Origin of the sequence: Streptomyces adustus (genome assembly GCF_009377175.1) — a bacterium.
GTDB lineage: Bacteria > Actinomycetota > Actinomycetes > Streptomycetales > Streptomycetaceae > Streptomyces > Streptomyces adustus.
In genome coordinates this window covers 17965-42563 of sequence record NZ_VJZD01000029.1, presented here as the reverse complement: position 1 = coordinate 42563, position 24599 = coordinate 17965, and the positions used below count along the sequence as shown (strand labels likewise).

The 24599-nt window shown below is 71.9% G+C and carries 22 protein-coding genes; 11 read left to right on the top strand and 11 right to left on the bottom strand.

All coding sequences use genetic code 11. The features are described from left to right. Positions 1-9: 9 nt before the first annotated feature. The 5 genes from FNH09_RS10250 (at position 10) to FNH09_RS10230 (ending at position 6251) form a co-directional block, all read left to right on the top strand. Positions 10-975, top strand: a complete 966-nt coding sequence (locus FNH09_RS10250) for a cyclase family protein (RefSeq protein ID WP_202919640.1) — start codon at positions 10-12, stop codon at positions 973-975. 111 nt (positions 976-1086) lie between these two features. Further along, on the top strand, positions 1087-2667 hold the full coding sequence (locus FNH09_RS10245; protein WP_152886433.1) for a GMC oxidoreductase: 1581 nt from the start codon (positions 1087-1089) through the stop codon (positions 2665-2667). 270 nt (positions 2668-2937) lie between these two features. Then, positions 2938-3732 (top strand): SDR family oxidoreductase, encoded by a 795-nt coding sequence (locus FNH09_RS10240; protein ID WP_152886450.1) that lies wholly within the window; start codon positions 2938-2940, stop codon positions 3730-3732. A gap of 39 nt (positions 3733-3771) precedes the next feature. Continuing rightward, a complete protein-coding gene (locus FNH09_RS10235; protein WP_152886432.1) occupies positions 3772-5214 on the top strand; it encodes a cytochrome ubiquinol oxidase subunit I in 1443 nt (480 codons plus the stop codon). Continuing rightward, positions 5214-6251, top strand: a complete 1038-nt coding sequence (locus tag FNH09_RS10230; RefSeq protein WP_152886431.1) for a cytochrome d ubiquinol oxidase subunit II — start codon at positions 5214-5216, stop codon at positions 6249-6251. Before FNH09_RS10235 ends, FNH09_RS10230 begins: the two co-directional genes overlap by 1 nt. Before the next feature lie 15 nt (positions 6252-6266). On the opposite strand, the gene FNH09_RS10225 is transcribed toward FNH09_RS10230, so the two are convergent. Further along, entirely contained in the window at positions 6267-8105 is a 1839-nt protein-coding gene (locus tag FNH09_RS10225; protein ID WP_152886430.1) for a glycoside hydrolase family 15 protein, read from the bottom strand. 179 nt (positions 8106-8284) lie between these two features. Next, complete coding sequence (locus FNH09_RS10220; protein ID WP_375978363.1) at positions 8285-8605, bottom strand: hypothetical protein; 321 nt, start codon at positions 8603-8605, stop codon at positions 8285-8287. 205 nt (positions 8606-8810) lie between these two features. On the opposite strand from FNH09_RS10220, the gene FNH09_RS10215 reads away from it, so the two are divergent. After that, complete coding sequence (locus tag FNH09_RS10215; protein WP_152886428.1) at positions 8811-9344, top strand: GNAT family N-acetyltransferase; 534 nt, start codon at positions 8811-8813, stop codon at positions 9342-9344. A gap of 12 nt (positions 9345-9356) precedes the next feature. On the opposite strand, the gene FNH09_RS10210 is transcribed toward FNH09_RS10215, so the two are convergent. Together FNH09_RS10210 and FNH09_RS10205 are read right to left on the bottom strand one after the other, a co-directional pair. Beyond that, complete coding sequence (locus FNH09_RS10210) at positions 9357-10316, bottom strand: expansin EXLX1 family cellulose-binding protein (RefSeq protein ID WP_152886427.1); 960 nt, start codon at positions 10314-10316, stop codon at positions 9357-9359. An 81-nt stretch (positions 10317-10397) separates the two neighbouring features. Next, on the bottom strand, positions 10398-10763 hold the full coding sequence (locus FNH09_RS10205) for a YciI family protein (protein WP_152886426.1): 366 nt from the start codon (positions 10761-10763) through the stop codon (positions 10398-10400). A 305-nt stretch (positions 10764-11068) separates the two neighbouring features. Between FNH09_RS10205 and FNH09_RS10195 the strand changes: the two genes are divergently transcribed. Together FNH09_RS10195 and FNH09_RS10190 are read left to right on the top strand one after the other, a co-directional pair. After that, complete coding sequence (locus tag FNH09_RS10195) at positions 11069-11383, top strand: DUF6400 family protein (RefSeq protein WP_152886425.1); 315 nt, start codon at positions 11069-11071, stop codon at positions 11381-11383. Continuing rightward, complete coding sequence (locus FNH09_RS10190; RefSeq protein WP_162468349.1) at positions 11370-11627, top strand: hypothetical protein; 258 nt, start codon at positions 11370-11372, stop codon at positions 11625-11627. The genes FNH09_RS10195 and FNH09_RS10190 overlap by 14 nt, the downstream gene beginning before the upstream one ends. A 5-nt stretch (positions 11628-11632) precedes the next feature. On the opposite strand, the gene FNH09_RS10185 is transcribed toward FNH09_RS10190, so the two are convergent. Beyond that, positions 11633-12388, bottom strand: coding sequence for an SDR family oxidoreductase (locus FNH09_RS10185; RefSeq protein ID WP_152886424.1), 756 nt, complete (start codon positions 12386-12388; stop codon positions 11633-11635). A gap of 370 nt (positions 12389-12758) precedes the next feature. Between FNH09_RS10185 and FNH09_RS10180 the strand changes: the two genes are divergently transcribed. Further along, the gene (locus tag FNH09_RS10180) at positions 12759-13880 is read left to right on the top strand and encodes a SpoIIE family protein phosphatase (RefSeq protein WP_162468348.1); all 1122 of its coding nucleotides are present in this window, start codon (positions 12759-12761) and stop codon (positions 13878-13880) included. Here FNH09_RS10180 and FNH09_RS10175 read toward each other — a convergent pair. From FNH09_RS10175 to FNH09_RS10165, 3 genes are all read right to left on the bottom strand, one after another. Then, positions 13877-16582, bottom strand: a complete 2706-nt coding sequence (locus FNH09_RS10175) for a SpoIIE family protein phosphatase (protein ID WP_152886423.1) — start codon at positions 16580-16582, stop codon at positions 13877-13879. The two genes, FNH09_RS10180 and FNH09_RS10175, sit on opposite strands and share 4 nt — an antisense overlap. A gap of 118 nt (positions 16583-16700) precedes the next feature. Further along, entirely contained in the window at positions 16701-17561 is an 861-nt protein-coding gene (locus tag FNH09_RS10170; RefSeq protein ID WP_162468347.1) for a DMT family transporter, read from the bottom strand. A gap of 159 nt (positions 17562-17720) precedes the next feature. After that, on the bottom strand, positions 17721-18227 hold the full coding sequence (locus tag FNH09_RS10165; protein ID WP_162468346.1) for a MarR family transcriptional regulator: 507 nt from the start codon (positions 18225-18227) through the stop codon (positions 17721-17723). A 112-nt stretch (positions 18228-18339) separates the two neighbouring features. Here FNH09_RS10165 and FNH09_RS10160 point away from each other — a divergent pair, with 112 nt between their 5' ends. Then, a complete protein-coding gene (locus FNH09_RS10160; protein WP_152886445.1) occupies positions 18340-19275 on the top strand; it encodes an LLM class flavin-dependent oxidoreductase in 936 nt (311 codons plus the stop codon). Between the two features lie 126 nt (positions 19276-19401). Beyond that, positions 19402-20598, top strand: coding sequence for a cytochrome P450 family protein (locus tag FNH09_RS10155; protein WP_152886422.1), 1197 nt, complete (start codon positions 19402-19404; stop codon positions 20596-20598). A gap of 29 nt (positions 20599-20627) precedes the next feature. Here FNH09_RS10155 and FNH09_RS10150 read toward each other — a convergent pair whose 3' ends face one another. From FNH09_RS10150 to FNH09_RS10140, 3 genes are all read right to left on the bottom strand, one after another. Further along, entirely contained in the window at positions 20628-21239 is a 612-nt protein-coding gene (locus FNH09_RS10150; protein ID WP_152886421.1) for a TetR/AcrR family transcriptional regulator, read from the bottom strand. 67 nt (positions 21240-21306) lie between these two features. After that, positions 21307-23376 (bottom strand): galactose-binding domain-containing protein, encoded by a 2070-nt coding sequence (locus tag FNH09_RS10145; protein WP_152886420.1) that lies wholly within the window; start codon positions 23374-23376, stop codon positions 21307-21309. A gap of 240 nt (positions 23377-23616) precedes the next feature. Further along, entirely contained in the window at positions 23617-24549 is a 933-nt protein-coding gene (locus tag FNH09_RS10140; protein WP_152886419.1) for an SDR family oxidoreductase, read from the bottom strand. Positions 24550-24599: the final 50 nt, after the last annotated feature.

Genomic DNA, 24599 nt, shown 5'->3' with positions numbered 1-24599 from the left:
GAGTTCCCGATGGCCTCGGACCGGCAGCCCGTACCCCCGCGTCCCGCGGCAGCGCCGCCGCTGTCCGAGGCGGCCTTCCGCGATCTGTACCGCCGGTTGCGGGGGCAGACCCAGGACAGTGGGGCGGGACGGCGTGGTGCGCTGGACCGGCTGACCGCGGAGCGGGTCGTGGCGGCCGCGGCCGAGGTCCGCTGCGGCCGCCACGTGTCGCTGGCCGCCACCGTCGAGACGCACGACGCCCCGGACTGTCCCGAGCCCGCGACCCATCGGATGACGGCCCCCACGCACGACGAGAACGGCACGTCCGGGCTCGTGTTCGCCCGCGACCGGTTCGCCATGAACGTCCACGACGACGTCGACAGCCACCTCGACGCGCTGTGCCACGTGATCTTCGACGGTGAGCTGTACGGCGGCGTCCCGGCGAGCACCGTGACACCGCAGGGCGCGGGCGCGCTCACGCTCGATCTGGTCCGGGACGGCATCGTCGGCCGGGGTGTCCTCCTGGACGTCCCGCGGCTGCGCGAGGTGCCCTGGCTCGAACCCGGCGACCAGGTGACCACCGAGGACCTCGTCGCGGCCGAGACCGCGCAGGGCGCCACGGTCGGACCGGGTGACCTGCTGTTCGTGCGCGTGGGGCACCGGCTGCGGCGGCGCAGCCTCGGCCCCTGGGACGTGAGCCGGGCCCGGGCGGGCCTGCATCCGACGGCGATGGAGTTCCTGGCCGAGCGGGGCGTGGCCGTCCTGGGGTCGGACGGCAACAGCGACGCCGCGCCGAGCACGGTGGCCGGGGTCGCGTTTCCCGTGCATGTGCTGGCCGTCAACGCCATGGGGCTGCATCTGCTGGACTGGCTGGACCTGGAGGAGCTGGCGGCGGTGTGCGAGCAGCAGGAACGCCGGCACTTCCTGTGCGTGGTCGCCCCACTGCGGCTCCCGGCGGCCACCGGCTCCCCGGTGAACCCGATCGCCGTGCTGTGACCCCGCGGGTGCGGAGGCGGCTCCGGGTGCCGCACCCGCGTACAGCGCGTACGTTCGAAAGAGGGAAACCCGCACCGGCCGCGGACCGCGCCGACCAGGACGGTGGTTGCCATGGACGTCCTGCCCCCGTACGACGTGATCGTCATCGGCACCGGTGCCGGCGGCGGCACGCTGGCCCATCGGCTGGCCCCCTCCGGCAAACGGATCCTGGTCCTCGAACGCGGCGGCTATCTGCCGCGCGAGCGCGACAACTGGGACTCCACGGCCGTGTTCGTGAAGGGCAAGTACCGGGCCCCCGAGTTCTGGCTGGACCGGAACGGCGACGAGTTCCCGCCGGAGGTGAACTACTACGTCGGCGGGAACACCAAGTTCTACGGCGCGGCGCTGTTCCGGCTGCGTCCGGAGGACTTCGGCGAACTGCGCCACCACGACGGCATCTCCCCCGCCTGGCCCATCGGTTACGACGACCTGGAGCCGTACTACACCCGGGCGGAGCACCTCTACCTGGTGCACGGCCGGCACGGCGAGGACCCCGGGGAGGGGCCGTGCAGCGCCCAGTACGCGTATCCGCCGGTCGAGCACGAGCCGCGGATCGCGCAGTTGAGCAGGGACCTGGAGAAGCAGGGGCTGCACCCCTTCCATCTGCCGATCGGGGTGAACCTCACCCAGGACGAGCACGGGCGGGCCACCCACTCCAGCGTCTGCATCCGCTGCGACCGGGTGGACGGCTTCCCCTGTCTGCTCCGTGCCAAGTCGGACGCCCAGGTCATCTGTGTGGAACCGGCGCTGGCGCACCCGAACGTGGAGCTGGTCACCCACGCCCGGGTGACCCGGCTGGAGACCGACCCCACCGGACGCAGCGTCACCGGAGTGGTCGCCGAGCTGCCGGACGAGCCGGAGGCCCGGTTCTCGGCCGACGTCGTGGTCGTGGCGTGCGGGGCCGTCAACTCGGCTGCGCTGCTGCTGGCTTCGGCGAACGACCGGCATCCGCGCGGTCTTGCGAACAGCTCCGGCGTGGTCGGCCGGCACTACATGCGTCACAACAACCTCGCGCTGATGGCCGTTTCGAAGGAGCCCAACGACACCCGGTTCCAGAAGACCCTCGCGCTGCACGACTGGTATCTGGGCGCGGACGACTGGGAGTTCCCGCTCGGCGGGATCCAGATGCTCGGCAAGTCGGACGCCGAGCAGATCCACGGCGAGGCCCCGCGCTGGGCCGGAGCGGTCACGCCGGACCTGCCGTTCGAGGTCCTGGCCCATCACGCCGTCGACTTCTGGCTGTGCGGGGAGGACCTGCCGCGGCCGGACAACCGGGTGACCCTGGAGGAGGACGGCCGCATCCGGCTCACCCTCGACGAGGGCAACAACATCGAAGGGCTGAAGCGCCTGCGGCACAAGTTGCAGCACATGCTCGGCCGGCTGGGCATGCACGAGCACCGTCTGCTGTCCCACAGCATCTACCTGCACAAGGGGATGCCGATCGGGGCCACCGCGCACCAGGCCGGCACGGTGCGGTTCGGCACCGATCCGGCGTCCTCGGCGCTCGACGTCAACTGCAAGGCCCACGACCTGGACAACCTCTACGTCGTCGACACGAGCTTCTTCCCGAGCATCGGCGCGGTGAATCCGTCGCTGACGGCCATGGCGAACGCCCTCCGGGTGGGCGACCACCTGCTGGAGCGGCTGGGCTGAGCCCGCGCCGGAGCCCGGCCACGGCTCGGCCCGCTCGAACGGCGACGGTGCCCGGACACCGACCGGGCACAGGCGGCAACGCCGACCGGGCGAAGATCCTCCACCGGGCAGCGCAACGCGATCCGCCCCGGCGTGCCCCCGCACCTCCCCGGTGTTTGTCTGGTACCCGGATCTCCGGGCGACGGGCCCGGTGGACGCAGGCACGCGGTGAAGGGGCAGGACATCGTGAGTTCCACCGAGGGGACACCCCGGGGCGTGCACCTCGCCCACCTGCTGCACGGGCAGAAGGCGCTGGTGACCGGCGCGAACTCCGGTATCGGCCGGGCCACGGCGGTCGCGCTGGGCCGGGCGGGGGCCGATGTCGTGGTCAACTACGTGGCCGGCGGCGACGAGGCGGAGAAGGTGGTCGAGGAGATCACCGGCCTCGGGGTCCGGGCCGCCGCCTACGAGGCGGACGTCTCCGACGAGCAGCAGGTCGTCGCCATGATGGACCGGATGGTCCGGGAGTTCGGCACGATCGACATCCTGGTCGCCAACGCGGGACTCCAACGGGACGCGCCCTTCACCGAGATGAGCGTCGCCCAGTGGCAGAAGGTACTGGACGTCAATCTCACCGGGCAGTTCCTGTGCGCCCGCGAGGCCACGAAGGAATTCCTGCGGCGGGGAGTCGTGCCCGAGGTGTCGCGCGCGGCCGGGAAGATCATCTGTATGAGCTCGGTGCACCAGATCATCCCCTGGGCCGGGCACGTCAACTACGCCTCCTCCAAGGGCGGGGTGCAGATGATGATGGAGACCCTGGCCCAGGAGCTCGCCCCGAAGAAGATCCGCGTGAACGCGATCGCCCCGGGGGCCATCAGGACCCCCATCAACCGCAGTGCCTGGGAGACGCCCGAGGCGCGGCGGGATCTGCTGCGGCTCATCCCCTACGACCGGATCGGCGATCCGGAGGACATCGGCCACGCGGCCGTGGGCCTCGCCTCCGACCTCATGGACTACGTCGTGGGCACCACCCTGTACGTCGACGGCGGGATGACGCTCTTCCCGGGCTTCGCCACCGGCGGCTGACCCGCATCCCCACCCGCGTCGGCCCGGGAGAGACGACACATGCACACGATCCTGCTGCTGGCGGACGTGCCGGCGCAGACGCTGCCGGCCAGGTCGATGATGGCCTTCACCCTGGCCTCCCACATCATCCTGGTGCCGCTGGGGGTGGCACTGCCGCTGATCACACTCGTCATGCACGGCTACGGCCTGCGCCGCGGCGATGCCACCGCTCTGCTGCTGGCCCGGCGCTGGTCGGCCGTCATGGCGGTGCAGTTCGCGATCGGCGTGGTCACCGGCACGGTGCTGTCCTTCGAGTTCGGGCTGCTGTGGCCGGGCATGATGGGCCGTTGGGGTGATGTGTTCGGGATCGGCTTCGGCGTCGAGGCGTGGGCGTTCTTCCTGGAGGCCGTGCTCATCGCCATCTACCTCTACGGCTGGCGCAGGCTGCCCTCCCGGACCCACTTCCTGCTCGCGCTGCCGCTGCCGCTGGTGGCCCTGCTCGGCGCCTTCGGCATCCTGGCCGCCAACTCCTGGATGAACACCCCGCGGGGCTTCACCCTCGACTCGGCCGGCAACCCGGTGGACGTGCGGATCTGGAAGGCGATCTTCACCCCCATGTTCGGCCCGGAGTACTGGCACTTCGTCTTCGCAATGTTCGTGACGGCGGGCTATGTCGTGGCCGGTGTCTACGCCGTCGGCTGGCTGCGCGGCCGCCGGGACCGCTACCACCGGCTCGGCTTCACGGTCCCCTTCACGCTCGCCGCGGTGTGCACCCCCGTGCAGTTCGTCCTCGGCGACTCCATCGCCCGGCAGGTGTTCCACAAGCAGCCGGTGAAGTTCGCCGCGATGGAGATCGTCTGGAAGACCGACACCCATATGCCGGAGTACCTGTTCGGCCGGCTGCACGCGGACGGGACGGTCTCCGGCGGCATCAGGATCCCGCAGCTCGACTCCATCCTGGCCGGCTTCCGCCCGGACACCCGGGTCACCGGACTGACGTCGGTACCCGCGAGCGACCGGCCGACGCCCACTCAGGCCACCATCGTCCACTGGACCTTCGACATCATGGTCGGGATCGGCTCCCTGCTGCTCCTGCTCGCCCTGTGGTACGGCGTCCTGTGGCTCCGGCGCCGCAGGCTGCCCGCCTCCCCCTGGTTCTTCCGTGGCGCGGCGTGCGCGGGCGTGGCCTCCGTCGTCGCCGTCGAGTGCGGCTGGATCACCACCGAGGTGGGCCGCCAGCCCTGGATCGTCTACCAGAACATGCGGGTCGCCGAGGCGGTGACGGCCACCCGCTCCACCAGCCTGTGGATCATGTTCGCGCTGATCGTCGTCGTGTACGTCTTCGTGTTCGGGTCGTTCCTCGCGGTACTGCTGAAGATGCGCTCCCGCTGGCGGCTCGCCGACGAGAACGGCGGGCCACGGCCGCCGCACGAGACACCGGAGAGCGAGATGCCGGAGACCGACACGCCGTACGGACCACGCTCCGCCGGGAGCCGGCTGTGATGGCGGGGGTCATCGCCGCCGTCCTGCTGCTCGCGATCGCCGCCTACGCCTGCGGCGGAGGCACCGACTACGGCGCCGGCTTCTGGGACCTGACGGCGGGCGGCGCGGAGCGCGGCAAGCGCCCGCGCCGACTGATCGACCATGCGATGGAGCCGGTCTGGGAGGTCAACAACGTCTGGCTGATCTTCGTGCTGGTGATCATGTGGACCGGTTTCCCCGTCCTCTTCCAGCAGGTCTTCACCACGATGTGGCTGCCCCTGGCACTGGCCGCCGTAGGCATCGTGCTGCGCGGCGCCGGCTTCGCCCTGCGCAAGCCCGCCCGGCGGCTGGCCGGGCGGCGCCTGTACGGGGCGGTGTTCGCCGTCTCCTCGCTGCTGACGCCGTTCTTCCTCGGTGCCGCGGCCGGCGGGGTGGCCTCGGGCCGGGTGACCGCCACGACGACGGCGTCCACGGACGTCTGGGCCAACCCCACGTCCCTGCTGTTCGGCCTGCTCGCCATCGCGACCACGGCGACGCTCGGCGCGGTCTTCCTCGCCGCCGACGCCCGGCGCTTCGCCGCGCCGGACCTGGACCGCTACTTCCGCCGACGGGCCCTCGGCGCCCTCGCCGCGGTCGCCGTGCTCGCCGTCGTCACCCTGTTCGTCACCCACGGGGACGCGCCCCATGTGTGGCACGGACTCACCCACGGTGCGGGGCTCGCCTTCGTCGTCGTCGCGGCGCTGGCCACGCTCGCCACCGCGGGGCTGCTGGTCCGTCCCTCCGGAGCGTGGTCCCGGGTCACGGCGGTCGGCGTGGTCGCGTCGTCCGTCATCGCCTGGGGCCTGGCGCAGCGCCCCTACCTGATCCCGACCTCGCTGACCGTCGCCGAGGGCGCGGGCGCCTCCGCCACACTGCGCTGGCTGGGAGTGATCACCCTCGTCTCCGTCCTGCTGGTCTTCCCCGCGGTGGCCCTGCTGTACTGGCTGGACACCCACGGCGAGCTGGAGGGTCTCACCGACGCCGATCTGCGGCGCGACGGCACCGGCGAGGAGGCCTGAACCACCGCCGGGCCACTACTTCTTGTCGAGAGCCGCGTTCAGGGTGAGGGCCGAGTCGATGAGGGCGAGATGGGTGAACGCCTGCGGGAAGTTGCCGAGCTGACGACCCGTCGGGTCGATCTCCTCGGAGTACAGGCCCAGATGGTTGGCGTACCCCATCATCTTCTCGAACGTCAGCCTCGCCCGGTCCGTGCGTCCCGCGCGCGCCAGGGCGTCGACGTACATGAACGTGCACAGCGAGAAGGTCCCCTCCGAGCCGCGCAGACCGTCCGGCGAGGCGTCGGGGTTGTACCGGTAGACCAGGCTGTCGCTGACCAGTTCCTGTTCCATGGCGTCCAGGGTTGCCGCCCACATCGGATCTCCGGGGGAGACGAAGCCGACCGTCGCCATGCGCAGCAGCGCGGAGTCCAGGACCTCGCTGCCGTAGTGCTGGACGAAGGCCCGCCGGCCGTCGCTCCACCCCTTGGCCATGACCTGCTCGTAGGCGGCGTCCCGCTCGGTCTTCCAGCGGTCGGCCGCGGACGGCCAGCCGTTCGCCTCGGCGAGCCGCAGCGCGCGGTCGAAGGCCACCCACGACATCACCCGGCCGTAGGTGAAGTCCTGTCGGCCGCCGCGCGTCTCCCAGATGCCCTCCTCCGCCTGGTCCCAGTGGTCGGCCAGCCATTCCAGGTCCGTCCGCAGCGAGGTCCATCCCGCGTGGCCGAGCTCCAGGCCGTGCTGGTGCCCGAAGTAGATGCTGTCCAACGCCTCGCCGTAGATGTCCAGTTGGAGCTGGGTGGCGGCGCCGTTGCCGATCCGCACCGGGGCGGAGCCTCCGTAGCCCTCCCAGTGGTCGAGGATCTGCTCGGTCAGGTCGGAGGAACCGTCGACCTTGTACATGATGTTGAGCGGACCCGTGTTCCCGTCACTGCCGGCCCGCTCCTTGACCCGGTCGCCCAGCCAGGTGATGAACGCCCTGGCCTCCTCCGTGAAGCCGAGCCCCAGCAGGGCGTACACGGAGAAGGAGGCGTCCCGGATCCAGGTGAAGCGGTAGTCCCAGTTGCGTTCGCCGCCCAGTTGCTCGGGCAGAGCCGCCGTCGGGGCGGCCACCAGGCCGCCGCTGGGTGCGAAGGTCATCAGCTTCAGCGTGATCGCGGAGCGTTCCACCACCTCACGCCAGCGCCCGGTGTAGCGCGACCGGGTCAGCCAGGAGCGCCAGAACCCGACCGTCTCCTCGAAGAGCCGTTCGTGTTCGGCGCGCCGGATCTCCCGCGGCGGCCCCTCGGCGCCCGTCTCCAGGATCAGCCCGCGCTGCTGTCCGGCCTCCAGGGTCAGCGAGACCTGAAGGTCGGCCTCCCGGTGCGTCAGCACGTCCGAGAGCCGCTCGTCCTCCGGCTCCCGGATGGGGTGCACGGTGAGTTCCGTGCCGTCCTGCGCGACGAAGACCGCTCCGTGCTGCGTGAGGTGCACGTCGTGCTTGCTGCGCCCGTAGTCGAACCGGGGCGCGATCTCCACGTCGAACGTCATGGTGCCGCGGACACAGCGCACCAGGCGGACCAGCCGGTGATGGCGCGTGGCCATCGGACCGGTCACGGGCATGAAGTCGATCACCTCGCCGGCGCCCGCCTCGGTCATGAACCGGGTCACCAGGATCGCGGTGTCGGGCAGGTACAACTGCTTGGTCGAATGGGTGGGGTGCGCCGGCCGGACCGTGCAGTGCCCGCCGTTCCGCCGGTCCAGAAGCGCCCCGAACACGCTCGGCGAGTCGAACCGTGGGGAACAGAACCAGTCGACCGCCCCCTCCGTGGTCACGAGCGCCGCGGTCTGCAAATCACCGATGAGCCCGTGATCCTCGATCAGCGGGTAGTCGTCCATCGGGGCGCCCCTTTCCGTGATGCACCCGGCCGCGCCCCCTCGACCAGACTAGGCCGCGGGCCCTGCTCCGGCTCGTCGGGCCCGGGGGGGCGGAAGGAGCGCCGGTCACGGACACTCCGCGGCTCACCGGCGTACGCCGTCGGCGCCGACGGATCGTCGAGGCGCTGCCGTTCGGTCGGTCACGTCTCGTCGCGGTGCGTGAGGAGGCCGTCGGTGAGCCGCCAGTAGTGCTGGTGGTCGGTCAGCCGCCAGGTCTCGTCGGCCGCGATCGTCCGCGTGACCCATGCGTGGAGTTGAGGCAGCGCGTGCTCCCGCAGCACGGCACGCACGGCGGCGCGCTCGGTGGCGTCCACCGGGTGGACGTCGATGCGGGCGCCGACCGAGTCCGGGTGGACGCCGCGACCGTAGTTCCGGGACAGCGGAGCGACCCAGGCCGCGCCCAGGACGACGGACCCGCTGTCCTGGCCCATGAGGAACCTCAGGTCCGTGACACGGCTCATGAGGGGCCCGAGACATCCTTCGATGTCGGTGGTGGTCAGCGGCCAGGCACGGTGCCGGGGCAGTCGTCGATTGCGTGCGGACATGCCCGGCAGAATGGCAGAGACCCATCGCCCTCCCCCACAGGTTTGTCCGGCTACCCGGTCCGGCGACGCCCGCGGGCACCGCGGTTTCGCACTCGCGCTCCGGTGTCGGCAGGATGGTGCCATGAGCGAGATCCGCACCCCCCGTCTAGTCCTGCGCCGATGGCTGGACGACGACCTTGTCCCCCTCTCCGAGATCCAGGCCGATCCGGCGGTGATGCGCTGGATCGGCGACGGCGTGCCGCGCTCCCTGGACCGGACCGCCCAGGACATCGAGGACTGGGAGGAGGAGTGGGACGAGGAAGGCTTCGGGATCTTCGCGGTCGAGCTCCTCGGCTCCGGGGAGCTGGCCGGCGCGGTCGGTCTGTACGTACCGGACGCGCCGGCCGAGATCGCCGGTCAGGTGGCGATCTCCTGGCGGTTCGGGCGGGTGTTCTGGGGGCAGGGGTACGCCTCCGAAGCCGCCCACGCGGCACTGGAGTTCGCGCTCCAGGACCGGGGCATCGACCGGGTCGTCGCCGCCTGCCGGACCGGTGACACCGCCTCCGCGAACGTGCTCGACAAGCTCGGCATGCAGCCGGAGGGCGTCACCGAGGACTCCGTGCACGGCTACGACCTGAGGCTGTACGGCATCGACCTCACCGAGTACCAGGACTGACGCGGATGCGGTTCAGTGCGCGGCGAACTGGACCCGGGTCGCCTGTACGGCGTCCGGCCGCAACGCGATCCCGTCGACCGTCAGTTGCTCACCGTAGATGTCGGTGATCCGGATCGCGCCGCCGCACCCGCCGCCGTCCTCGGCGAGGAAGTAGTTGTAGTCGGCGCGCGGCAGCCGCCGCCAGCCGCCCGCGGTACGGGTTTCCAGGCGGGCCACGGGATTGCGGTGGCCGATCACCTGGATCGCGCACCAGTAGCGGCTGGACCCGGTCTTGTAGCGGACCGAGAGGGTGCCGACGGTACGGGGGCTCACCAGCTCCCACGTGATCGGGATCCGGCCGGCCGAGAGATCGGCGAGCTTGGCGAACGCCTGGGTGCTGAGGTCGAGTTGGCCAGGTGTGCAGGGCGACGGGCACTCGTTGACGATCCGGACCGTGACGGACGCGCCGCCGCTCGTGCGGACGAGCACATAGGCCCCGCACGCCTGGGCCGACTCGTAGTCGGTGGTGTTCATCGCCGCGACCATGAGGTCGTCGGCCGGGCCGTACAGACAGGCGCCGTCGCCGTCTCCGGCGTCGTACGACGTGGCGACGCCCCGGTAGCGGGTCTGGGGCCGGATCCGTCCGGCGAGGGCGGCCGTGGCGGATACCGGGCGCCCGGTGCCGGTGGCCGACGGCCGTGCCGCGGCGGCGGCCGCGGTGGTCGCGGCCGCCGTCGCGCTCGGGGACGTACGCGCCGACGCGGCCACCGACGCCGTCGCCGGCGGTGTCGGGGCCGGGGCCGGTACGGCGGTACGGGCGTCGGCGGCGGGCGTGGCCGCGGCCCGGCCGGTGTCCGTCCCGGGGCCGGGCGGGGACGCCGTCACCAGATGGACGAGGACGCCCACGGCGACCAGCGCCAGCACCGCGCCACCCGTCAGTCCGATCCTGCGCCTGCGGCTTCGCGCGGCCCGCCTGGTTGCTCTCATGCTCATCCGTCCGGAAGTTCGAGTCACTGTCGCACCCCTCAGTGGCCGCGGGCGGCGGAAAGGTTGCCGCCGGATCCGTCGGGCGGGTCAGCTCCCGTCCATGCCGAACGCGTCGTGGACCGGGCGCACTTCGACCGCCACGACGTGGAAGTCGAGGACACGTCCGGCGATCTCGCGGGCCCGTTCCGGGCTCGCGCAGTCGATCACGTAATAGGCCGTCAGCTGTTCGGCCCCCGCGCCGAACGGCCCGTCCGTGACGGTGGATCCATCGCCCCGCCACCGCATCGTCGTCGTGTCCCTCGGATAGGCGAGACCGGCTCCGTTGAGCAACTCCCCCGATTCCGCGAGGTCCTGGTGGAGCGCTTCGTGTCTGCGGAACACCTCGGCCCGCTCCGCCGCGGTCATCGCCTCGGTGGCGACGGGATCGGCGTACATCAGCACCATGTACTTCATGCCACGATCCTGGCAGCGCGGTCCGGTGGACACAGCCGAACGGCACATCGCCACTCCGGGCCGGACGGCCCGCGGCCCCGTGGACCCGTAGTCCCGCGACCGCCGGCGGCGCCGGCGGCGACGGCGACGACGGCGACGGCGACGACGGCGACGGCGACGACGACGACGACGGCGACGACGACGACGACGACGCGAAAACGGACCTGAATAGCCCGTCCCGACCCCCTCCGGTCGCGGTCGGGCCCGGTGTGAGGTCCCCCACCTGCCCTTGCCCAATGCGTGAAGGTCTACCTAAGTTCGGCGGCATGTCCCCGCATGTTCCTCACATCCCCGACGATCCGGACGGCCTCGACGAGCCGCGCGGGCCCGAGGCGAGCCCGCCGGACAGCGCCGCCCTGGCCGACTTCTCCGTGGACCTGACCTCGCACGAGATGCTGCGCCGCGCCCATGTGCTGGACGCCCTCGGCGCCGACTGGGACCCCGTGGCGGCGCTGGAGGGTGAGGAGGCGGCGTACGCGCTGCTGTACTCCGGGCTCGACGAAGAACAGCAGCGCGTGTACGACGGCCTGGTCGCGGCCGGCGTCCTCCCCCGCAGAGGAGACGGCCGTGCTGCCCCTTGATCCGCACGCGGACCGCGGCCGCCGGGCCTGGGTGCCCTGCCCGAGCTGCGCCGACCACCGCGCGTGCGACACCTGCGCGGACGGGCGCACCTGCTCGGCGCACTGGCGCTACCTCCTGTCCAACACCGGCAGCCGGCTCCACCTCCAGTGCCCGTCGTGCACCCATGTGTGGGAGCACGAGACCGGCTTCGGAGCCACCCGTTCCGTGTCGGACCAGGTCATCGGCGGCCTTCGGCCCGAGTGACGCGGTCAGCGGGGCAGGAGCTGCTGGCCGCCGTCGATGTCGTACGTCGCGCCGGTGAGCGCCTCGTTGACCATGAGGTGCACGGCCAGGGCGGCGACGTCCTCCGGTCCGACGACCCGCCGGATGGGCAGCGTGGCGCGCAGCTCCTCGCGCCGGGATTCCAGCTGATCGCCCAGGAGCGAGGCCGACAGCGGCGTGTCGACGAATCCGGCGGCGATGAGGTTGACCCGGATCGGCGCGATCTCCAGGGCGAGGTTCGCGACGAGGGCGGGCAGCGCGGCGGTCATGGCGGAAACCACGCTCATACCGATGGCCGGCCGCCGTCCGCCGGTGCCGCCGATGAACAGCAGCGTTCCTCCGGCCCTGACCCGGTCACGGCTGTACCGGGCGACACCGAGGGCCATGACCAGGCGGTCGGCGATGTCCCGGCGGACGGCGTCGAGGTCCATGTCCGCCAGGGGCTGGTAGGCGGGTGCGCCCGCGGTGACCATGACATGGTCGACCGGCTCGGCCAGCTCCTCGAAGAATTGCCCGAGGCGTACGTTGTCGGTGGCGTCGAAAGCCGCCGTGCCCTGCGGTTCGAGTTCGAGTTCGGCCTGCCGCAGCCGTTCGGGGTTGCGGCCCACCAGCACCAGCCGCCCGCCCTCGGCACGCACCCGGCGGGCGGTCTCCAGGCCGATCCCCGAGCCGGCTCCGATCACCACGACGGTCTGGCCGGCGAGACCGGGCGAACGGTGCGTGGTGGTGTCGTGGTCCGTCATCCGTGCCTCCGTCCGGGGTTCGGCCTGCGTCCATTGTCGTGCTCCGGGCCGCCGACCGCCTGCCCACCGGCCCGCCCACGGCCCGCGTGCCGGCCCGTGCCGACCGGGCGGGGCGGCCTCCGTCCGATGTCGTCGGCCTCCCTCACCGCGACCACCGGACATCGTAGGATTGCCCGAAAGATCCCGATACGCATGGTTTGGGCATCGATCGGGAGAAGCAGGTGGGCCGCCGCTGCGCGGTCGTCGTGATCAAGCCCCGCCGGGAGTTCTCGTGCCGCGTGACCGGATCCGCAGGGCCCTCCGCAGGGACCGCGGTGGGCGGCCCGGGGACGGTGACGCGGAGCAGCGACGGCAGACGGAGCCGCGGTGGGTGCGCTGGCTCCCGGTCGGCTACGTCGTCGTGATCCTGGCTCTCGAACCCCTCACCCCGGTGCAGTGGCCGGTGAGCTTCCTGCTCACCGCCCTCCCCGTGATCGCCGCCTTCGGCTACGGTCCCGTCGCCGTCGGCGCGGTCACGGTGTTCGCCGTCGGGTTCGAGGCCGTCCTGGCCGGTACGCCGTGCTGCGCGGGCCGCGAGGTGGGGTACCTGTTCGACCGCCACTATGTGACCGCCTACATCTGCACCGCCCTGCTCGGGGTGCTCGGCGCGATCCTCGCCGGCCACCGGATCCGCCGGGAGCGGACCCTGGCGTCCGTGCGTTCCGTGGCCGAGACCGCACAGCAGGTGCTGCTGAGCCCGGTGCCGCACCGCCTCGGTCCGATCCGCGTGGAGACCCTCTACCTGTCCGCCGCCGCGGAGGCGCGCATCGGCGGCGACCTGTACGAGGCGGTGCCCAGTCCGTACGGGGTGCGCCTGCTCATCGGCGACGTCCGGGGCAAGGGCCTGGTCGCGGTGGAGACGGCGGCGACAATGGTCGGCGCCTTCCGCGAGACCGCCCACGACGAACCGGACCTCGCCGCGGTGGCCCGCCGGGTCGAGGACAGCATGAACCGCAGGGCGGCCCTGCTCCCGCCCGGCAGCGAGGTGGCCGAGCGCTTCGTCACGGCGGTCTTCGTCGAGATCCCCGATCACGAGCCCGTGGTCCGCCTCGTCAACTGCGGTCACCCCTCGCCCCTGCTCATCGCCCACGACGGCGTCTTCGAGCTGGACCCGGACGAACCCTCGCCACCCGTCAACCTCGGGGTGCTGGTCGACAACCACCACCGGGTGGACGTGCGGCGTTTCCGCCCCGGCGATCTGCTCCTGCTCTACACCGACGGTGTGACCGAGGCCCGTGACGAAGGCGGGAACTTCTATCCCCTCCTCGACCGGGTGCGGTCCTGGGGCTTCCTCGAACCCCGCGCGCTGCTCGACCGGCTCCACGAGGACCTGCTGGCCCACAGTGGCGGGACCCTGGACGACGACACCGCCGCCCTCGCCGCGTACCGCACCCAGGAGCCTCACAGACCCCGGAATCCTCATGAGAACGAGGGAAGCCGCGACCTGGGTTAACCCGGTTCCGGGCCGGGCTCCTCGACGGCCGCGGGCAGGGCCAGCTCGGCCCAGATCACCTTGCCCTGGGGGGTGTACCGGGTGCCCCAGCGTTCGGACATCTGCGACACCAGGAACAGGCCCCGGCCGCCCTCGTCCATGGTCGCGGCGTACCGCAGATGCGGCGAGGTACTGCTGCCGTCGGCCACCTCGCAGGTCAGCGCGCGGTCGTGGATCAGGCGCACATGGATCGGCTCGGAGCCGTAGCGGATGGCGTTCGTGACGAGTTCGCTCAGGATCAGCTCCAGCGCGAAGCCGAGCTCGAACAGCCCCCACTCCTCCAGCTTGCGGCTCACGGCGTCGCGCATCACCGCGACGGCGGCCGGCTCGCCGGGCACGTCCCAGTCGGCGATCCGCTCGGGCGCCAGACCGCGGGTACGGGCGACGAGCAGGGCTACGTCGTCCTTGGGCCGGCCGGGCAGCAGCGCTTCCAGTACGGCCTGGCAGCTCTCCTCGGGGCTGCGCTCGGGGTAACCCGCCAGCGCGTCGGCGAGCATCTGCATGCCCTCGTCCAGGTCGCGTCTGCGGTCCTCGATGAGTCCGTCGGTGTACAGGACGAGCTGGGTGCCCTCGGCGAGTTCCAGCTCGGCGGTCTGGAACGGCAGACCGCCCAGACCCAGCGGAGGCCCGGCCGGCAGGTCGGGGAAGGTGACGGTGCCGTTCGGGCACACGAGCGCCGGTGCCAGGTGCCCCGCCCGTGCCATGACACAGCGGCGCGCCACGGGGTCGTAGATCGCGTACAGGCAGGTGGCGCCCATGACGCCCGCGACGCTCTCCGTGTCCGCCTCCTCCTGGTCCATGCGGCCGACCAGGTCGTCGACATGGCTGAGCAGTTCGTCGGGCGGCAGGTCGAGTGCGGAGAAGTTGTGCACCGCGGTGCGCAGCCGCCCCATCGTGGCGGCGGCGTGCAGGCCGTGGCCGACCACGTCGCCGACGGCCAGCGCGACCCGGCCGCCCGGCAGCGGGATCACGTCGAACCAGTCGCCGCTGACCCCCGACTGGGCCGGCAGGTAGCGGTAGGCGACCTCCAGCGCGTTCTGCTCGGGCAGGGCCCTGGGCAGCAGGCTGCGCTGGAGGGTGACGGCCAGCGCGTGCTCGCGGGTGTAGCGGCGGGCGTTGTCGAGGCTGACCGCGGCGCGGGCCACGAGCTCCTCGGCCAGCGTCACCTCCTCCTCGTCGAAGGGCGCGTGCTGTGTGGAGCGCCAGAAGTTGGCCATGCCCAGCACCACGCCGCGGGCCCTGATCGGGGCGGCGATCAGGGACCGGATGCCGTAGTCGAGGATCTGCCGGGTGCGCTCGGGGTCCTGGGCGTGCCAGCCCGTGGCGGTCGTCAGGTCGGCCACCAGTTCGGAACGGCCCCTGCCGTAGCCGCGGGCCTGCGGGGTCGACGGCACGAAGTCGATCAGCCGGCCCTTCTCGTAGAGCGGGTGGTCGTCCCTGACCCCGTACACGGCCGTGCGCCGCATGCCGGTCGCCGTGGCGGCCGGCTCCTCGCCGTGCAGCACGGCGTCGGCCAGGTCCACGGTGACGTAGTCCGCGAACCGCGGGACCGCCACGTGCGCCAGCTCGTCGGCGGTGCGCAGCACGTCCAGGGTGGTGCCGATGCCGAGGCCCGCGTCGTACAGGAGTCTGAGTCGCTCGCGCGCGATCTCGGCCCTGCCGGTCACCGCCTGGAGTTCGGTGGAGTCGCGCAGGGTCACCACCGTCCCCTTGGGACCGCCGTCGCGGTCCGTGGGCCGCTGGTTGACCGCGAGCAGGCGCTCCCCGGCGAAGTACACCTCGTCGCTGGCCTCGCGGCCGGACGCGAGCAGCGACCGCAGCTCGGGGGCGAGGCGCGGCAGATCCGTCACGAGCCTGCCGTCGGCGTCGTGCGGCAGCTCGAGGAGCCGGCCGGCCTCGTCGTTCGCCAGCAGCAGCCGTCCGTCGCCGCCGACGATGAGCACACCCTCGCGTACGGAGTGCAGCACCGCGTCGTGATGGTCGTACATGCGGCTCATCTCGTCCGGGGCCAGACTGTGGGTCTGCCGTCGCAACCGTCTCGCCACCAGGACCGTGCCGGTGGTGGCCAGGAGCAGTGCCGCGATCCCGGTGCCCAGGATGATCGGGAGTTGCCGGTCCACCGCGTTGGTGACGTTCTTGACCTTCAGTCCGGCGGCCACCAGGGCGACCACATGGCCCCGGGAGTCCTCGACCGGGACGATGGCCTGCACCTCGTGGCCCAGCGGACCGTGGACGCTCTCCGTGTAGACCTGTCCGTTCAGCGAGGGCCCGATGTTGCCGACGAACCGCTTGCCGATCCGGCTCGGCAGCGGGTGGGTGTACCGGATGCCCTTGGTGTCCGTGATCACGATGAAGTCGACCCCGGCCGCCTTGCGCCCCGCCTCGGTGAGCGGCTGGAGGATCTTGGACGGGTCCGGGCTCTGCACGGCGGCCAGGACGCCGGGAGAGTGCGCGTAGGCCTGTGCGACCGCCACGGAGCGGCTTATGGCCTCGGCCTTGGTGTCCCGCTCCGACTGGAGGAAGACGGCCAGCACACCGCAGGCCACGAGCAGGACGACCAGGGCCACTTGGAGCACCAGTACCTGCCCCGCCACACTGCGGGGGCTCTTGCCGGCCAGGCGTGTGAGCCAGCGGCTTCGAAATGCGGCGAAACGATTCGCCATGTGACCTTTGTAGCACTGGTGATCCCGAGGGGCCATGTCCGCAGCCGCGGGGTGCCCCGGCCCCCTGACCCCCACGCGGCACGGTACGGTCGGCGCTCGCGCGCGGTCGCGGTACGAGTCAGCCGTCGCGCGGGACGGGCGCGACCCGTGGCACCGCGCGGCTCAGGGCCACCACGCCCACCACGATCAGCACGGCGCCCAGCACTTCGGGGAGCACCCACCAGCCGGTCCGGATCTCCTCGCCGAACAGGAACATCCCCAGCGCGAGACTCACCGCCGCGTCCCCGATGGTCAGCGCCGGCTGGGCGGCGGCCAGCGGGCCGGCCTGGAGCGAGTTCTCCAGCAGCACGACGGCGACGATCCCGGTGAGCGCGAACCCGTACGTCTGCCAGGAGCGGAGGAACACCGGGAAGCCGTCGTCCGCGAAGATGCCCGCCGCGGACTTCAGCAGCGCGGCCGTCAGGGCGTTGCCGATCGCGGCGGCCGCCGCCAGCACCGAGGCCCGGAAGGCCGCCGAGCGCCCCGGGCGGGTCACCACCACGGCCACGCCCATCGCGCCCGAACACAGCACGAGGGCGGGCACCCAGCGGACGACGGCGGCCTGGTTGCCGGCCCCGTGCGGTGCGGCCGCGGCCAGGGCGACACCGAGGCCCACGACCACGCAGAACACCCCGCGCCAGCCCGTGCCCGGCAGTCGGCGGTGCATCAGATGTGCCCCGATGAGCAGGGCGAACGGCAGTTCCAGGATGAACAGCGGCTGGACCAGCGCGAGCGGTCCGTTCAGCAGCGCGAGGGCCTGGAAGAGCGCGGCCCCGGTGACGCCCGCGATGCCGATCAGCCATGCGGGCTTGTGCATCAGTTCGAGCAACAGGCGCAGGCCGCTCCGGGTACTCGCCGACGCGGCCTTGCGCTGGAACGCGGTTCCGGTGGCGTTGCTCAGGGCGCCCGCGACCGCGAACGCCGCAGCCAGCTCGATCACCTTCGGTCACCTGTCCGCGAGACGGCCCCCGACCCAGTTTCGGAAACCGGCGGCGGACCGGCCACCCGGGCGCCGCGCGGACCGGCCGCCGGTCACACCGGGAGACCCGACCGCCCCGCTCCCCCGGGTGCCGGGACCGGCCGGCTCACCGGCCCCGGCTCACTCGCCCCGGCCCGCCGAAGCGTCCTGCTCCGCACCGCCGTGCTCCCCGGGGTCCACAAGGGCCCGCAAGCTTCGGATCAGGTGGTCGGCGTCCGGACCGGAGAGCGGGGCGAGGAAGCGGCGCTCTCCTTCCAGACGGGCCCGTTCGGCGTCGCGGAAGCGGTCCCGGCCCTCCGGCGTCAGCTCCACGATGTTTCTGCGCCGGTCCCGGTCGCTGCGGCGACGCTCGACGAACCGTTTCCCCTCCAGCGTGTCGACGAGCGCGACCATGGTCGTCCGGTCGACCCCCAGCACGGCCGCCGCCTCCGCCTGGGACAGCGGACGGTCCCCCGCGAGCACGGCGAGGACCGCCAGTTCGCGGCCGTCGACGCCGAACGGCGCCAGCGCACGCACGGACTCCTCGGCCAGCCGCAGCTGCGCGTGCTTGAGCAGGTATCCGAGGCGGGTGGCGAGAACCGCCGAGCGGTCGCCCGAGCCGCCGTCCGAACCGTCGTCGTGGGTCACGAAGCCAGTGTATCCATGAGCTGATAGTCAGCATGACTGATGATTGACTAGGCTGACGATAAGTCGTCAGGACGACGGCACACGGCACACCGAGAAGGGACGAGTGACAGCCATGTCGGAGCAGGGGTACGGCCCGGTGACGTTCGGGATCAAGACCACTCCGCAGCACGTTCCCTACGAAGCGATCGCGCGGGTCTGGCAGGAGGCCGACGACCTCCCCGAGATCGCGGACGCCTGGCTGTGGGACCACCTGATGCCGGTCGCGGGGCCCGAGGACGGACCCGTGCTCGAAGGGTGGACCCTGCTCGCCGCCCTGGCCGCCCGGACCCGGCGACTGCGCCTGGGTCTGCTGGTGACGAGCAACCGGATCCGGCCGCCCGCCGTGCTCGGCAAGATCGCCACGACGGTCGACGTGATCTCCGGCGGCCGTCTGGTCATGGGCCTCGGCGTGGGCGGCACCGTGCAGCCGCCCGGGACGGCCGGTATCGCGGGAGCGAATCCCGCGATGGCGGAGTACGCGGCCTACGGCCTCGACCTGGTCCCGCCCGCGGAGGGCATCGCCCGCCTGGCGGAGACCATAGCCGTCCTCAGGGGCATGTGGACGCAGGACGTCTTCGACTTCCGGGGCGAGCACTACGCCCTGACCGGCAACCGCAACTTCCCGAAGCCCGTGCAGCGGCCGGGGCCACCGCTGCTGATCGGCGGCTGGGGCACCAGGACGCTCCGCCTGGTCGCCGAGGAGGCCGACATCTGGAACATTCCCGGGCCGCCGCACCACTCGCTGGAGCACGTCACCGAACGCATGCGGGTGCTGGACGGCCACTGCGCGGCCGTCGGCCGTGATCCGCGGACGCTCGTCCGCTCGGTGCAGTACCTCGTCTCCCACGACGAGCCGGCCGCGGACCGCAAGGCCGTCACCGAGCTCGTCACGGCAGGCTTCACCCACATCGTCCTCGGTCTGCGCGGCCCCTACCCGCCCCGCGCCGCGCGCCGTCTCGTCGACGAGATCATCACGCCCGTCCGGGACATGACCGGGGCCCTCGCATGACACGGAACGCGCTAGAGTCGACGGGTTTCGCCCCGGCCGCTGTCACCGTCCGCTCGCCGCGCCGCCCCGGCCTCGCCCGCCGGATCCCGGCCCGCCGGCCCAGCCAGCCCAGTGAGGTGGTACCCCTTGAGCATCGTCGATCTTGCCGCGCTCGGTGAGTCCTTCACCCGCGACCCGTATCCCGTCTACGCGAAGTTACGGGCCCAGGGTCCGGTGCACCGGATCCGGATGCCGGAAGGGGGCGCGCAGGCCTGGCTCGTCGTCGGACACGAGGAGGGGCGTGCCGCGCTGGCGGATCCCCGACTCTCGAAGGACTGGGGCAGGGCGTCCCCCGCTCTTCCGCTGGGCGCCGTGTCCTCCGGCCCGCACATGCTCAGGGCCGACCCGCCCGACCACACCCGGCTGCGCAGGCTGGTGGCCCGGGAGTTCACGCCACGCCGGGTCGACGGACTCGCCCCGCGCGTCCAGGAGACCACCGACGCGCTGCTGGACCGGATGCTCGCCGCACCGGACGGGCGCGCCGACCTCGTCGAGGCGCTGTCCTTCCCGCTGCCCATCTCGGTGATCTGCGAACTCCTCGGCGTCCCGGACCTGGACCGGGAGTCCTTCCGGACCTGGTCGAACGACGCGCTCGGCGCCACCGACGCCGAGCGGCGCAAGGCCGCCGCGACCTCGATGGCGCGGTTCATCGGCGAGTTGGTCGACGGCAAGCGTGAGCGGCCCGGCCAGGATCTGCTGAGCGCGCTGATCCACGGCTCGGACGAGACCGGCGACCGGCTGTCCCACGAGGAACTCGTCGGCATGGCCTGGCTGTTGCTCGTCGCCGGGCACGAGACGACCGTGAACCTCATCTCCAACGGCGTGCTCGCCCTGCTCACCCATCCCGATCAACTGGCCGCCCTGCGCGCGGACTTCTCGCTCATCGACACCGCCGTCGAGGAGATGCTGCGCTACGACGGTCCCGTGGAGACCCCCACGTTCCGCTTCACCACCGAGCCGGTGACGATCGGCGGCACGGTGATCCCGGCCGGCGGAGAACTCGTCCTCGTCGCCATCGCGGACGCCAACCGCGATCCCGCCCGCTTCGCCTCTCCCGACCGCTTCGACATCTCGCGTGACGCCCGCGGCCATGTGGCGTTCGGCCACGGCATCCACTACTGCCTGGGCGCGCCGCTGGCCCGACTGGAGGCGCGCGTCGCCATCAGGAGCCTGCTGGAGCGCTGTCCCGACCTGGCGCTGGACATCCATCCCGCGGCGATCGGCTGGCGGGCGGGGATGCTGATCCGCGGTCCGCGCAGCCTGCCCGTACGGTTCGGCGCGTAGGACGGCCGCTGCCGTCACCGTCCGGCCGGTCAGGGAGCCGGTCGGGCCTCGTCCTGCACCAGGCCGACGACATGTGCGGTGACCGTGTCCAGGACGGCGTTCCAGTCGGTCTGCGCACCGAGCACGAGGTAGTGGAGCGTCAGTCCGTCGGTCGTGGCGGCCAGGTAGCGGGCCAGGACCGGGAGGGGCACGCGGAGCCGGAGGCCCATGGTGCGGCAGAGGCTGCCGATGAGTTCGGCGTAGACGTCGCCGTACAGTTCGTGCTGTCTGCGGGCCAGGTGCGTGAACTCCGGTCGGCGCAGGGCGTATTGCGTCAGCTCGTAGGTGAGCATGTGCTCGGCGGGGTGGGCGCGGACGTGGTCCCAGTACGCCTGGAACCCCGCCCGCACGGTCTCCTCCAGGGTGTCGCGGGGCCGCAGGGCCTCCTTGACGACGCTCACGGAGTGGTCGGTGATGGTCGTGATGACGGACTCCACCAGGGCCTGCTTGGAGTCGAAGCAGTAGTGGAAGACGCTCAGCGACACGCCCGCCTCGGCGGCGATGGACCGGGTCGTCGTCCTGTCGACGCCGTCCCGGGCCATCGCCCTGATCGCCGCTTCCGTCAGCTGTCGTCGTCGTTCGGCCGACGGCATCCGCGCCATCCGTGCGCCCTTCGTACTCGTCGTCGCCCGTGGCCCACCGGGATCAGCCGTGGACCCTGGGCCGTGGTCAACTTCCGTACACGCCCACCTCGTAGAGCGAGTACCCCCAGTCGGTGCCGCGGTCCAGGCCGTGGATGCGGACGTAGCGGGCCGGGCTGCCGTCGAACCGGGCGGTGTCCAGGCCGCCGTCACCGGAGTCGGTGGACCACGCCGTCCGCCAGGTCGTCCCGTCGGTGGACAGCTCGATGCGGTACGACTTCCCGTACGCGCGCTCCCAGTCGAGGGTGACGCGCTTGACCAGGTACGTGTCGCCCAGGTCGATGCGCAGCCACTGGTCGTCGCTCCAGTCGCTGGCCCAGCGGGTGTCGCGAGTGCCGTCCACCGCCCGGCCCGGCGCGTAACTGGTGAACGGGTTCCACTCCGCCGAACTGGCCGTGGCCGCGGCGCCCCTGGCCAGGTCGACGCCCGCCCGGTGCCGTTCCGCCGCTCCCCAGGTGTCGAGATAGGACTCGGCGCCCCGGAAGAGATCGTCCACCACGTCCTGGCCGCCGACCAGCCGGATGTCCTCGATCCAGTCCGGGACGAGGCCGTAGTGCGCGGCTCCGTCGGTGTTCAGGTCCCAGGTGCGCTGCCCGGTCGTCTGCCGGTCGATGACGGAACCGCCGTCGACGCTCCTGAAGGGGTACGTGACCTTGTTCGGGGCGTCGGCTCCGCGCGGTGCCGGCCAGCCGCCGACGCCGTTCATGTCCGTCCCGTAGCCGTAGCCCACGTGGTACTTGTCGCGCAGTGCCTCCGTGCGCTTCGCCTCCGCGGTGAACCCCTCGGAGCCGTGCATGTACTGGGCGATGAATCCGCCGACGCCGTAGACCCGTTCGGTCCAGTTCAGGTCCATCCAGCTGTGCGAGGAGATCACGCCGGGATACGAGTCGGCCTCCAGGATGTCGAGCGCCCGGCCGACCGCCTTGACGCTCATGTGGTCGATCTCCAGCATCATCTTGCGCTTCATCATGCCGCGTACGGCGTACTCGCCGAGGTCGGTCAGGCCACGGGTGTTGCACTGCGCGTCCGTGGCGTACGCGGGGACGGCCACGCCCGCCGGCAGGTCCTTCTCCGCGGCGGAGACGGCGGTGCCGATGGGGTTGTCGTGCTGGGGGCCGGTGCACTTCTCGGTCTTCCAGAAGGTGCCGGTAGACAGGAACTGCCCGACGTTGATGGCCGTTCCGAGACCACCCTCGTCGAAGCGGACCCCGCACAGCGCGTTGTCGAACTTGTGGCACAGGAACATGCTGCGCACGCCCAGCCCGTACAGTTCGTCGAGTCCGGCGTCGATGTCCGCCTTGCTGCACTGCGGGACGTCCAGGATCTGCTTGCAGCCGAACGGTTCGGACGTCTCGACCCCCAGGACCACCGCGAGCTTGCCCTGCTCGATGACCGAGCGGGCCTGCGCGCTGTCGGTGACGATCCGGAACCAGCCCTTGCCGGTGCCGCCGTACATCCTGTCGATGTACGCCTGGAGGTCGTAGGTGAGCTTCGCCTGGAGCCGGATCGACGTCATCTCGTCGCAGCCGCGGTCCTTGAAGAAGTACACAGAGCAGATCACGCCGTTGGTGACGAGGTCGTTGACGAGCACCCGCTGGCCGCCGCGCCAAGCCCGCTCGACCCAGGCGTAGTAGTTCTGCTGGTGGGTCAGCGAGTCGTGGGCGGGCCAGTCCTTGAAGGTGGGCCAGCCGACCGGGTCGTGCTTGCCGTCGCCGCCGCGGGTGATGTAGTCGAAGATCGCGAGCGAGCCGTCGGGGTAGTGCTCGGGGCAGTCCTTGAGCGCGTCGGCGATCCCGGCTTCGGAGAACGGCTTGCCGCAGATGAGCCGCCCGCCGAAGCCCTCGTTCGCCATCAGGTGGTCGTGCGCGTCGACGAAACCGCGAACCTCGCCCTGGGCGTTGACGCCCTTGAACGGCTCGCCCGTGACGCCGATCTGCGAGTCCGGCGCCGGCCGTGCCGATGGGATCCACCAGTCGCTGCCGGCCGCCGAGCTCGGCGTGGGGCCGAGGGCCATGACGAGCACGAGGAACAACAAGGAGACAACGGTGACATGACGGCGTCCGCGGTAGGTGCGTCCGGTCCTGCTCACTGCCCACATCCCTTGGTCGGGGGGATGGCACGGTCGACGGGTCAGGCCGTGGCCGTGTGCGGTCGTCCCCGACCCTGGCCTGGATTGTCATGACCGGCGCAAAACTTTCGACGAGCATGACCACCGGCGCCTGACGAGTCAAGAGTCCGGGACGGTTGACCTGATGGACCATCAGTGAGCGGGCACGGGCCGGAGGCGTGACCTCGGGGGGCGGCCGGCAGGCGGCCGGACCGCCCCGGGCGGGGAGGGTCAGGCCGTGGCGGTGGTGTCCGTGACGGTGTGGAAGTAGTGGCCCTTGTCGAGGTCTTCGAGGAGGCCGGGGTGGCTCGGCCGCCAGTCGAGCAGCTCCCGGGTCAGGGCGTTCGAGGCCTGAACGTCCATGCCGACGAAGGCACCGAGCCAGGTGAAGTGCTCGGCCGCGTCCTCCGGGGCCACCGAGACGGTCGGCACGCCGAGGTGGCGGCCGATCACCTCGGCGACGTCGCGGATCGCGACGCCCTCCTCCGCGACCCCGTGCAGCACCGAGCCGGCCGGGGCCCGCTCGACCGCGAGGCGGAACAGCCGTGCGGCGTCGAGGCGGTGGACGGCCGGCCAGCGGTTGGCGCCGTCGCCGAGGTAGCCGGAGACGCCCTTGGCGCGGGCGATGGCGACCAGGGTCGCCATGAAGCCGTTGTCCCCCTCGCCGTGACAGGTCGGAGACAGCCGCACCACGGACGCGCGCACCCCGCGCGAGGCGAGTTCGAGCGTCGCGAGCGCGGTGACCGCCCGCATCGAGACCGGCCCGCCCTCGGTCGCGGGCACATCGCGCTCGGTCACCGCGCGCCCCGGCGCGAAGCCGGCCAGCCCGGAGGCGAGGACGAACGGGCGGTCGGTGCCGGCGAGCGCGTCACCGAAGGCGTCGACGGCGCGCCGGTCGGCCTCGGCGGCACCCGCGAAGTCGCCGCTGAAGGCGATGTCGTGCTTGAAGGCGAGGTGGACCACCCCGTCCGAGGCGAGGGCCGCGTCCCGCAGGACGTCGAGGTCGTCGATGGTGCCGCGGACCACCTCGGCACCGGCCCCGGCGAGCGCGGCAGCGGAGGCGTCGGAACGGGCGAGGCCGACGACCCGGTGCCCCTCGCCGATGAGTTCGGGCACGAGGGCCGAGCCGATCCAGCCGGACGCACCGGTCACGAAGATACGCATGGGAAGCACCCCAGACTGTTGATGTCAGTTGCTGTCATCAAAGCTAACAC

Bases quoted from the DNA above. Each gene is read 5' to 3' on its own strand.
- FNH09_RS10250 (WP_202919640.1), top strand. From the start codon at position 10: ATGGCCTCGGACCGGCAGCCCGTACCCCCGCGTCCCGCGGCAGCGCCG.
- FNH09_RS10245 (WP_152886433.1), top strand. From the start codon at position 1,087: ATGGACGTCCTGCCCCCGTACGACGTGATCGTCATCGGCACCGGTGCC.
- FNH09_RS10235 (WP_152886432.1), top strand. From the start codon at position 3,772: ATGCACACGATCCTGCTGCTGGCGGACGTGCCGGCGCAGACGCTGCCG.
- FNH09_RS10230 (WP_152886431.1), top strand. From the start codon at position 5,214: ATGGCGGGGGTCATCGCCGCCGTCCTGCTGCTCGCGATCGCCGCCTAC.
- FNH09_RS10225 (WP_152886430.1), bottom strand. From the start codon at position 8,105: ATGGACGACTACCCGCTGATCGAGGATCACGGGCTCATCGGTGATTTG.
- FNH09_RS10220 (WP_375978363.1), bottom strand. From the start codon at position 8,605: ATGAGCCGTGTCACGGACCTGAGGTTCCTCATGGGCCAGGACAGCGGG.
- FNH09_RS10215 (WP_152886428.1), top strand. From the start codon at position 8,811: ATGAGCGAGATCCGCACCCCCCGTCTAGTCCTGCGCCGATGGCTGGAC.
- FNH09_RS10210 (WP_152886427.1), bottom strand. From the start codon at position 10,316: ATGAGCATGAGAGCAACCAGGCGGGCCGCGCGAAGCCGCAGGCGCAGG.
- FNH09_RS10205 (WP_152886426.1), bottom strand. From the start codon at position 10,763: ATGAAGTACATGGTGCTGATGTACGCCGATCCCGTCGCCACCGAGGCG.
- FNH09_RS10195 (WP_152886425.1), top strand. From the start codon at position 11,069: ATGTCCCCGCATGTTCCTCACATCCCCGACGATCCGGACGGCCTCGAC.
- FNH09_RS10185 (WP_152886424.1), bottom strand. From the start codon at position 12,388: ATGACGGACCACGACACCACCACGCACCGTTCGCCCGGTCTCGCCGGC.
- FNH09_RS10175 (WP_152886423.1), bottom strand. From the start codon at position 16,582: ATGGCGAATCGTTTCGCCGCATTTCGAAGCCGCTGGCTCACACGCCTG.
- FNH09_RS10160 (WP_152886445.1), top strand. From the start codon at position 18,340: ATGTCGGAGCAGGGGTACGGCCCGGTGACGTTCGGGATCAAGACCACT.
- FNH09_RS10150 (WP_152886421.1), bottom strand. From the start codon at position 21,239: ATGGCGCGGATGCCGTCGGCCGAACGACGACGACAGCTGACGGAAGCG.
- FNH09_RS10145 (WP_152886420.1), bottom strand. From the start codon at position 23,376: ATGTGGGCAGTGAGCAGGACCGGACGCACCTACCGCGGACGCCGTCAT.
- FNH09_RS10140 (WP_152886419.1), bottom strand. From the start codon at position 24,549: ATGCGTATCTTCGTGACCGGTGCGTCCGGCTGGATCGGCTCGGCCCTC.